We start from the raw sequence: 10892 nt of genomic DNA, 5'->3' as shown, positions 1-10892 counted from the left end.
CGTGTGCAGTGTTGATTGTGATACCGCGTTCGCGTTCTTCAGGAGCAGCATCGATGGAAGCGTAGTCTTTTGGTGTGTTAACTGCGCTTGGAAGACGACGAGCAAGAACTGTTGTAATTGCAGCTGTCAAAGTAGTTTTACCGTGGTCAACGTGTCCAATTGTACCAATGTTAACGTGTGGTTTACTACGATCGTATTTTTCTTTTGCCATTTGGGTAAAAGCCTCCAATAAAATATATTTTATAGATAGACAGTAGGCAATACAGTCTAACTTTACCTTACTATTTTAACAAATTATGCAAGAATTGCAAGTATTTTACTACTTAATTTAAGATTTCTTCATTTCGTAAGGGTGTGATATGGCTGAATTATGACACTTTGACCAATATTCGAAGCGTAAATCCAATCTTTATTTTCAAGTTGTGCAAAGCTTTCAGCACGCCCTGTGAGAATAACACCAGAAAATTTGGCACTTCTAAAATCTTTACTGTTACTTAAATAATCTTCGACCTCTTCTTTTGAATCTATTTTTACTGTCTTACCATTTTGATATGTTGTTTCTACCTTATCGCTTATATAACCTTTATTAAGAGCAGTTTTTAAATTTGAACTGAATTGTAAAAAATCTTTTTCTGTTAACTTCCCATCTTCATAACTTTTTAAACCATATTGTGTATCAGGTGTTAGAGTAGCAGTATCCCCTTTACCACTACTTCCAATCCAATACCAATTAATCAATAGATTATCTGGAATCTTATTTTGAATTTCTTGATAAGTATAACCTCTATCAAAAGTAACTGCTACCTCAACAGCTTGCTTGTTCATTTCTTTAATTATACTAATATCTTTAGTTACTTGAAATGTATCTTCACTACTATAATCATGATTAACATTGAAAAACATTGGATTTTTGTAACGATTAATATGGGTATAAGAAGTAGTTTTATTACCAGTCTGCCAAACAGCACTATCCTCTAAATCAGCGATGCGCAATGAGTAATTTGCATTCATACTTTCATATGGCACCTCAATGCCATCAATAGTTTTAAAACGATCTGAATGAAACTGTCCAGAGTAATTTGATGTCGGTGTAAAATACCAATTAGTATAATAAATATTTGGATAAGCAATTTCTGACATCAATAAATAATGCTCTTTTACCTTATTACCATTATGGCTAGTCACCTCTGTCATAATTTTCATAATTAGTCCTAAACTTAATAAGGCTACTATAGAACTAATAAAAATTGTTTTTATTCTATTTCGACGTTTACTTTTTCGAGCAATTTTTTCAAAATCACTTAAATTCTTCATAAGTGTATCCCTCTTTTTCCAATATTTTCTTCAATTTTCGACGACCTCTCATCAAATCAATTTTCACTTTACTAATAGAAACTCCTACCACCTGACTAATTTCTTTTACAGAAAAGTTCTGAAAATAAAATAAATCAATTGTTATGCGATACTTTTCTTCTAGTAATAAAATAGCTTGATAGAGTGGCTCATAATCCGGTGAATCGAATACAATAAGATTCTCTTCTCTAAAAAATTCTTTCTGTAGGATTTCCCAATACTTTTTATCACGTCGATAGCGATCAATATAAAGTCTAACTGCAACACGGTACATCCATGCCCTCATTTTCTCGAAAGGAAGTATAATCTCACTTTCTAGCATCTTTACAAGAACATCTTGAGTAATATCGTGTGCACTTTCAGCACTGGCACCAGATTTTTGTAAATAATACGCAATTTCTTGTGCAAATTTTAATAATTCAACTTCATAACCATCCAGTTTAATCCTATTCACCTTCCTTTCCCTTCGAATCTCATTTTTGATATAACGCTTGAAAATCAAAATACCTAGCTAAATTTTTTCTTTTCACTATTATAACGTTAAAAAAATGGATTGGTTACAAAAAAACTCCTAATTTCTTAGGAGATTTCTATTTATTAATAAAAGCTATCTAAATCAATAACGTTATCTTCTTGAATTTGGGTAACTCGTTGCTTGGCTTGTAATTCTGCTTCTGCTTCGCGATAAATCTCTTCGCGTTTTTCATTGGCATCAATATTTAGAACAAATCCTACCGCTACTGAAAGAACCAGAACACTGTTTCCTCCCTGTGACAAAAATGGGAAAGTAACACCAGTTGACGGAATCAATCCTGAAATTCCTCCGATATTAACAAAAGTTTGCATCAAAATCATCCCACCGATTCCAAGAGCAATCATAGAGTTAAATGGATTCTTAGCCTTAATCCCAACATGCATGATGCGCAAGATTAGGAAAAATAGCAGAGCTAGGATGAGGCTTGCCCCAATCATACCAAGCTCTTCCATAACAACTGGGAAAACAAAGTCTGTCGTTGCTTCTGGAAGGTAGCCGCCCTTTTCAATAGAATTTCCAAGCCCACGGCCAAACCAGCCGCCATTACTCATCGCATAATAAGAATGTGCTAACTGGTGTCCCGAATCGGACAAATCATTAAATGGGTTAAAGAAAGCACTGAAACGTTTAGCAACGTAACCAAAGACTGGAACTTTCCCCATCTTATCAACCCCTACAATCGCAATCATACCGAGGAAGACTGTTGAAAGAGCTGTTACTGTTGCCAAGATGGCTGAGAACCAGCGGTAACCAATACCACTAATAGAATACATAATCAATCCAGTCAAAACAATGATAGCTGCATTTCCAAGGTCAGGCTGAGCAGCAACCAAAAGAATCATGACTAATGAATACACACGCCAGTCTTTCAAATCACTCATCTTAGTCGGCCACCATTTACGTTTTGTCAAGGCTTGATAATCATACGTTGAAATTAATTCCTGACGTCTAGCAAAAGTAAATGCTAAAAACCAAACAATGATGATTTTCAAATATTCAGCTGGTTGGAAACTAATCGGACCAATAACAATCCAACCGTGAGCACCGTTGACAGTCTTGGTGAAGAAACGCGCAATCAACAAGAGCACTACTTCTACCATCATCGTCATTGTCAAAGTACGAGAGTTTTTTAAAAAGTTTAATTTTAATTTATATATAAAAAGAATAGCAACTAGACTAATTATCCAAAAGATTCCTTGGTTCAGTACTGACATAAAAGGATTTATACCGTATTGAATCAGTGTCGCACTGGTTGTTGAATAGACAACAATTAATCCAATCACTGAAAGGATTAAATAAGGCACAAGGATAGAATAATTTAGGAGATGCCTTTTATCAATTTTCATAGAGTCACCTATAATATCTTCGATTTTATCATATGACATTATATCATCTTTCTGGACTAAAAAAAAGTCAAAGTCTGAGAACTTAATCCCAGACCTCGACTTTGGTTAAACATATCAGCCAGAATTACGTAATCCTGTGGCAATACCGTTAATTGTAGTGTGAATGAGTTTTTCGTAATCTTCGTCTAACTCATCATGACGCAAGCGTTTAATTAACTCAATTTGAATGTAATTCAAAACGTTAAAGTATGGAATGCGATAATCCAAGCTTGCGCGAAGTGATGGATTTTCTTCCAACAAGTTATCATGTTTTTCAATTGCCAAGATGACATCTTTTGTCAATTGCCATTCATCAAGAATAATATTGAAAACATTACGAACTTCTTCACTTTCAGCCAATTTTGAATATTGGAAAGCAATATTCATGTTTGATTTAGACAATACCATGTCTACGTTTGAAAGAAGTGAATGGAAGAATGGCCATTTTTCATACATGTGTTGAAGTTTTTCAAGATTTCCTTCTTCAGCATCGATGAAATGTTTGAAGGCTGAACCAACACCATACCAACCCGGGAACATAATACGACTTTGTGACCATGAGAATACCCAAGGAATCGCACGAAGACCAGAAATTTCTGTGATTGTCTTACGAGCAGCCGGACGTGAACCAATGTTCAAGCTTGATACTTCTTTAATTGGAGTAGCTTCGAAGAAGTAATCGTAGAAATGTGGATTTCCAAATACCAAATCACGGTAAACGCCATTTGAATATGTGACAATACCATCCAATGTTTCACGGAATGTATCAATCTCATCTGGATTAGTGATCATACGAGTTACGATACGGTCAACAGTTGCTGAGAGCAACATTTCAAGATTGTAGTAAGCAACGTCTTTATTACCATATTTGTTTTCGATGATTTCACCTTGTTCTGTAAGACGGATACGGTCTTTGATAGAACCAAACGGTTGTGATGTGATTGCTTCATATGAAGGACCACCACCACGGCCAACAGTACCACCACGACCATGAATGAAGGTTACTTTAATATCGCGTTCTGAACCGATACGAGTCAATTCATTTTGAGCTTTGTAAAGTGTCCATACTGATGATAGGTAACCACCATCTTTGTTACTATCTGAGTAACCAAGCATGATTTCTTGGTAACCTTTGTTAGCTGAAACCCAACGACGAACAATATCATAGTCAAGATATTCTTCCATGATACCACGTGAGTTTTCAAGGTCTTCGATTGTTTCAAAAAGTGGTACGATTTGAACACGTGCTTTTTGATTATCAAGCAAACCAACTTCTTTAAGCATGATAGCCAATTCAAACATATCAGAAACACTTTCAGTATGTGAAATGATGTGTTGTTTGATGACTTCATCACCTAATTTATCTTTAAGGTAACGAGCTGTTTGGAAAATAGCCAATTCTTTTTGAAGTTGTTCAGATTTTTCAGCATTTGTTGATGACAAAGTACGTGGATCTTCTTGCAACACTTTAAGAAGCACTTTAACTTTTTCTTCTTCAGAAAGAGCGCTGTAATCTTCAACAATATTTGCTGATTTCAACAATTCTGCGACACAAGCTTCGTTAACACTTGAATCTTGACGCATATCAATTGTTGCAAGGTAGAATCCAAAGACATCGACAGCTTGAAGCAACTCACTAAAGTCACCTGTCAAGAGGGCATCATCATCGTTATCAAGCAATGATTGTTTGATGATGAGCAAGTCGTCTTTAAATTCTTGAGCAGTTTTATAACTTGGAATTTCATCTTGAAGTTCTGATGAAACTTTATTAACTTTGTTTTGTAAATATTTAGCAATAACACTTGCGTTGTTAGTGCTTGCGTAAACATCTGAACCAAGTTTACTATTTTCAAGTGCACGACGTGAAATAGTTGGACCAGCTTTCAATTCAATCAATGTTTGAATCAATTTTGATTGGATGTAATTGAAGGCTTTACGGTATGGTTCATTTTCGCGGTAAATTGACTTATCGCTAGATAGCTCAGCCAAACGTTCAACTTCAGGGCTGATTTTTGTCAACGTTGTTGAAAGTGAGAATGTGCGGTAAAGGCCTGTCAATTTTTCAATGTAGTAATTGATAATGACTTCACTTTGAACAGTAGCTGACAAACGAAGTGTTTCAGCAGTTACGTATGGGTTACCATCACGGTCACCACCGATCCACATGCCCATTGTGATAGGTTTTGGATTTTCAAGGTCAATACCTTTTTCAGCGGCCAAACGTTTGTACTCTGACGTCAATTTAGTAATCGCTTGAATTAAGGATCCATTGTAATATTCCATTACATTGGTAATTTCATTTTTTACCTTAAGTTTTTTCTCACGAATGATGTCCGTTTGCATGATGATTTCAATGTAACGGCGTAAGTCAGTGTACCATTTGTCGCGGTTAACAACTCCTGCTTTCACATCACGGTATTTACGCAAAAGGTCGTGAATATGATTTGTTAATTCAAGAACCGTTTTACGTTGAACTTGTGTTGGGTGGGCAGTCAATACAGGTACAACATTTACATTTTCAAGGATTTCTTTAGAGTTTTCGCTTTCTGAAACCATGTCAACTGTCATAGAGAGCTTGCCAAGATAATCTTGATTTGTATTATTTTGGTAGTTGATTTCATAAGCAAAGTCAACGTCTTCAGAAATGTTGATTAAAAGTGGCAAAATTGAAAAATAACGAGACACAACAACCATCTCTTCGTTGGTTAACTGAGCTACTAATTCTTCAAGTTTGACGTATTCATCACTTGCTGACAATTCAACAATGTTTTGAATTTTAGCGAATACCTCATCACCAACCATCTGATGGGTTGTTTCATCGAGCAAGCTTTTTAAAACTTTGACTTCCTCGGTAATGATCGACTGGGTATCATTGTTCTCCAGTTTTTGGATTGTCACACTCTTCACTCCTTTTTTGTTCGGATTTTAATCCTTTATTACAAGCGTACTACTTAATCATACCACTTTTTACGGAAAATGTAACCCAATTTCTATAAATTGCACATTATTTTATATAATTTTCTGACTTTTTTAAACAACCTTCTTCACATTATTTCCTGACAAAGCTTGTTAGATGGGCAATGTCACCGCTTTACTAAAAAATTGATATTCCACAAAAATTTTTTTGAAAAAATTTTAACAGTTCTCTTTTTATTTCACTACTTTTTTCTGATATACTGAGTCATAATAAAGTTATAAGAAGAGGTAGAACATGGAATTAAAACAACGTTCAGAATTTCCTGAAAATGAACTTTGGGATCTAAGTGCCCTTTACCAAGACCGCGAAGATTTTTTACGAAGTATTGAAAAAACACTTGAGGATATCACACTTTTTAAAAAGAATTATCTAGATAATTTGAAAACCGTTGATGATTTCACTCGTGCTCTTTACGAAGTTGAACAAATCTACATCGAAATGAGCCACATCGACAACTATGCCTTTATGCCACAAACAACTGATTTTAGCAACGAAGAATTTGCTCAGATTGCTCAAGCTGGTGCAGATTTCTTTACCAAAGCTAACGTAGAACTCAGTTTCTTTGACACTGCTCTTGCTACTGCAGATTCTGAAATTCTAGATACTTTGGAAGCTAATCCGCATTTTAGCGCAGCCATCCGCCAAGCAAAAATTAAGAAAAGTCACTTCATCTCTCCAGAAGTTGAAAAAACACTGACCAACCTTGGTGAAGTTTTTAGCGCTCCGCAAGATATTTACACAAAAATGCGAGCTGGTGACTTCGCCATGGATGATTTTGAAGTAGAAGGTAAAGTTTACAAAAACTCTTTTGTTACTTATGAAAACTTCTATCAAAATCATGAAAATGCTGAAGTACGTGAAAAAGCCTTTCGTTCTTTCTCTGCCGGCCTTCGAAAACACCAAAATGCAGCAGCTAGCGCTTATCTCGCACAAGTTAAATCTGAAAAACTGATTTCTGACATGCGAGGCTATGATTCAGTCTTTGATTATCTCCTAGCTGAACAAGAAGTTGACCGTGACATGTTCAATCGCCAAATAGACCTTATCATGACTGAGTTTGCTCCAGTAGCCCAAAAATATTTGAAACATGTTGCTAAAGTCAACGGCATTGAGAAAATGACATTTGCGGATTGGAAACTTGATTTGGACGGCGAGTTAAATCCACAAATTACTATCGATGATGCTTATGATATAGTCATGAAATCTGTGGCACCTCTTGGTCAAGAATACGCAAATGAAGTCTCACGTTTCAGAAAAGAACGCTGGGTTGACTTTGCCGCAAATGCCAACAAAGATTCTGGCGGTTACGCTGCCGACCCATACAAAGTTCATCCTTACATCTTAATGAGTTGGACTGGTCGTATGTCTGATGTTTACACACTCATTCACGAAATCGGGCACTCTGGTCAATTTATCTTCTCTGACAATAACCAAAGTTACTTCAATACTCACATGTCAACTTACTACGTTGAAGCTCCATCAACCTTCAACGAACTACTTTTAAGTGATTATCTGGAAAAACAATTTGATAACCCACGTCAAAAACGTTTTGCACTTGCTCACCGCTTAACAGACACTTACTTCCACAATTTCATCACACACTTATTAGAAGCAGCCTTCCAACGTCGTGTTTACAACTTAATTGAAGAAGGTAAGACTTTTGGTGCCGAACAACTTAACAGCATTATGAAAGACGTCCTAAGTCAATTCTGGGGTGATGCCATCGATATTGATGATGACGCTGCACTTACTTGGATGCGCCAAAGTCACTACTACATGGGACTTTATAGCTATACTTACTCTGCTGGTATGGTTATTTCAACTACAGGTTACCTTAACCTAAAACGTAATCGAGACGGTGACAAAGATTGGCTAAATTTCTTGAAATCTGGTGGTTCACGTACGCCACTTGACACTGCAAAATTAATCGGTGCTGATATCTCAACCGCTCAACCACTTCGTGATACCATCCAATTCTTGAGTGATACCGTCGACCAAATCATTACATACACAGAGGAGCTTAATCATGACTAATCTATACAACTTCACTGTCAAAGCCCAAGATGGATCAGACATTTCTCTTTCAAAATACCAAGGTAAAGTCCTTTTGGTGGTTAATACCGCAACTGGTTGTGGTCTAACGCCACAATACGAGGGCCTGCAAAAGATTTACGATAATTATCATGATAAAGGATTTGAAATTTTAGATTTTCCTTGTAACCAATTTATGAACCAGGCGCCGGGAACTGCTGATGAAATCAACACTTTTTGTACTTTAAATTATCACACAACATTTCCACGTTTTGCGAAAATCAAAGTTAACGGAAAAGAAACTAATCTCCTATACAAATGGCTGAAAGACCAAAAGAAAGGTCCACTTGGCAAACGTATCGAATGGAACTTTGCGAAATTCCTTATTGACCAAAATGGAAATGTCGTCAAACGCTTTTCTGCAAAAACAGAACCTGAAACAATTGTTACAGAACTAGAAAGCCTTTTCAAATAACATACCCCAGAAAAGCTTATTGCAACGGCTTTACTGGCGTTACTGACTTTTGTGATGTCCATAGATAGTTTGTTAAAAAATATGACAATTTGGTTACAAAATGATCATTGTTTTGATTTTTGATTCTTTTTACGCTAAAATATGACTAATGAGAAGACGATTAAAACCAATTGTTGTTGTAGTTTTCTTCGCCCTGTGTGGGCTATTTCTCGTGATTGGTAAAGTTCACTCTGATAGCTTACGAAAGCAACAACTGGCTTCGGCTAAAGCTTCTATTCCAACTATGAGTAGCTCAAGCACGACACCTACCACTACATCAACTTCAGAAACTGATGAAGAATTTGTTCTTAATCCAATTATCGACGTTTCAGGTTGGCAACTACCAAATGAAATTGACTACGATACTTTATCTCAAAATATTTCTGGTGCTATCGTACGTGTCTATGGAGGGTCACAAATCAGTAAAGATAGCAACGCTGCCTATACAACTGGTATCGATAAATCGTTTAAGACACATATCAAAGAATTTCAAAAACGAGATGTGCCTGTAGCCGTCTACAGTTACGCCCTCGGCAAAAGCGTCAAAGAAATGAAAAACGAAGCAAGAACTTTCTATGAAAATGCTTCGCCATACAAACCTACTTTCTACTGGATTGACGTTGAGGAAGCAACTATGTCAGACATGAACAAAGGTGTACAGGCATTCTTAAGTGAATTAAAACGACTTGGAGCTGAGAAAGTAGGTATCTATATCGGTACTTATTTCATGACCGAGCAAGAAATTTCTGTCGACGGTTTTGATGCCGTATGGATTCCTGCTTATGGTTCAGACTCAGGTTACTACGATGCTGCTCCACAGACAGACTTGGATTACGATCTTCATCAATATACATCACAAGGTTACCTTGGCGGGTTTGATTCTGCTCTTGATTTGAACCAAATCGCCGTTACCAAAGATCGAAAAGAAACGTACGAAAAACTTTTCGGAAAAGCTGATAACAAATAAAGGACTAGCATTTTGATTTTGCTAGTCTTTTTATTTTTCTTTAAGCCAATCAAACTATAATTTAGACATGACAATAAAGAAACATCTCTCTCGGAGGAAACGACATCAAAAATCAGTTTACCTAAACATTTCTGTCTTAGTCATTTCCTCTGCTGCACTTATAATCATTTTTTCTAAACTATTCTTTTCGGGAATTATTACACACGCGCTTGATCAAGGCTTGGATTTGTCATCAGCTAGCAACTACACTACGTCTCAAACAGCCACTGTCTCAAACACTAAAGCTAATATTTACACAAAAAATGGTTCAAGCACCAGTCTTCCAAAAGATACCGAGTTATCTATCGATGCTTATTATTACAAAGCTAAAATCAATGAAAAAGAAGTTACCCTTGCAGAATTTGACATGAACGGTGAAACTTACTATATCGACACCAAAGATATTTCACTACAGCAAACAAACGCCATCAACCAATATATTGCTGGGACACTTACCTATTCACACAACGAGATTACAGATAGTATTGAAAAGAGCTTTGAACAAAGCGCTTATAAAACCTCTGATGGTAAACCTCGTGGAATCATTATTCACGATACTGGCGTTGATAATTCAACTATCCAAAGTGAAGTGAACTATATGATTCAAAATTATGATGAAGAAGGCATTTTTGTCCATTCTTTCATCGACGATGCAACCATTCTTCGTATTGCTGATGAAAATTACGAAGCTCAAGGCGCTGGTGCCAAAGCCAATCCTTACTACATTCAATTTGAATTAACACATGAAACTTCACAAGACGGCTTTGCAAAGCAATTAGCCAATGCTGCTTATTATACGGCGTACATGCTAAAAAAATATGACCTTCCCGTAACACTTGGTCAAGAAAATGGTGACGGTACTATTTGGACACACGAAATGATTAGCCTCTACCTTGGCGGAACTGACCACGTTGACCCAACTGATTATTGGAGTGAAACTGCCTATTCCTATTTCGGATGCGATTATGATGTTAATGACTTTGTTGAGCTCGTCCAAGCGTATTATAATACTCTTTAAAGGTGCAAACTTGTACCTTTTTATTTTTTTAGTAAAATAGAGAGTGAATAGACTGAAATAGAATGATTGAGAG

The 10892-nt window shown here is 36.3% G+C and carries 9 protein-coding genes; 4 read left to right on the top strand and 5 right to left on the bottom strand.

The features are described from left to right. From B4D49_RS05800 to ppc, 5 genes are all read right to left on the bottom strand, one after another. The coding region (locus B4D49_RS05800) for a GTP-binding protein (RefSeq protein ID WP_286783505.1) at positions 1–211 on the bottom strand (211 nt) is incomplete at its 3' end. A gap of 128 nt (positions 212–339) precedes the next feature. Further along, positions 340–1314, bottom strand: a complete 975-nt coding sequence (locus B4D49_RS05795; protein ID WP_199542580.1) for an anti sigma factor C-terminal domain-containing protein — start codon at positions 1312–1314, stop codon at positions 340–342. After that, positions 1298–1807 carry an RNA polymerase sigma factor gene (locus B4D49_RS05790; RefSeq protein ID WP_199542582.1) on the bottom strand — a complete coding sequence of 170 codons (510 nt, stop codon included), beginning with the start codon at positions 1805–1807 and terminating at the stop codon, positions 1298–1300. Before B4D49_RS05790 ends, B4D49_RS05795 begins: the two co-directional genes overlap by 17 nt. A 143-nt stretch (positions 1808–1950) precedes the next feature. Then, a complete protein-coding gene (ftsW, locus tag B4D49_RS05785) occupies positions 1951–3234 on the bottom strand; it encodes a cell division peptidoglycan polymerase FtsW (RefSeq protein ID WP_286783504.1) in 1284 nt (427 codons plus the stop codon). A 114-nt stretch (positions 3235–3348) separates the two neighbouring features. Continuing rightward, positions 3349–6171, bottom strand: a complete 2823-nt coding sequence (ppc, locus tag B4D49_RS05780; RefSeq protein ID WP_286783503.1) for a phosphoenolpyruvate carboxylase — start codon at positions 6169–6171, stop codon at positions 3349–3351. A 313-nt stretch (positions 6172–6484) separates the two neighbouring features. On the opposite strand from ppc, the gene pepF reads away from it, so the two are divergent. From pepF to B4D49_RS05760, 4 genes are all read left to right on the top strand, one after another. Further along, entirely contained in the window at positions 6485–8284 is a 1800-nt protein-coding gene (pepF, locus tag B4D49_RS05775) for an oligoendopeptidase F (RefSeq protein WP_132869094.1), read from the top strand. Continuing rightward, positions 8277–8756, top strand: coding sequence for a glutathione peroxidase (locus B4D49_RS05770; protein ID WP_286783502.1), 480 nt, complete (start codon positions 8277–8279; stop codon positions 8754–8756). Before pepF ends, B4D49_RS05770 begins: the two co-directional genes overlap by 8 nt. Positions 8757–8904: 148 nt before the next feature. Further along, positions 8905–9762 carry a glycoside hydrolase family 25 protein gene (locus B4D49_RS05765; RefSeq protein ID WP_132869092.1) on the top strand — a complete coding sequence of 286 codons (858 nt, stop codon included), beginning with the start codon at positions 8905–8907 and terminating at the stop codon, positions 9760–9762. Between the two features lie 67 nt (positions 9763–9829). Beyond that, entirely contained in the window at positions 9830–10819 is a 990-nt protein-coding gene (locus tag B4D49_RS05760; RefSeq protein WP_286783501.1) for a peptidoglycan recognition protein family protein, read from the top strand. Positions 10820–10892: the final 73 nt, after the last annotated feature.

Source organism: Streptococcus sp. UBA4344, assembly GCF_002393675.1.
GTDB lineage: Bacteria > Bacillota > Bacilli > Lactobacillales > Streptococcaceae > Streptococcus > Streptococcus vicugnae.
This window is presented reverse-complemented; position numbering and strand designations above follow the sequence as displayed.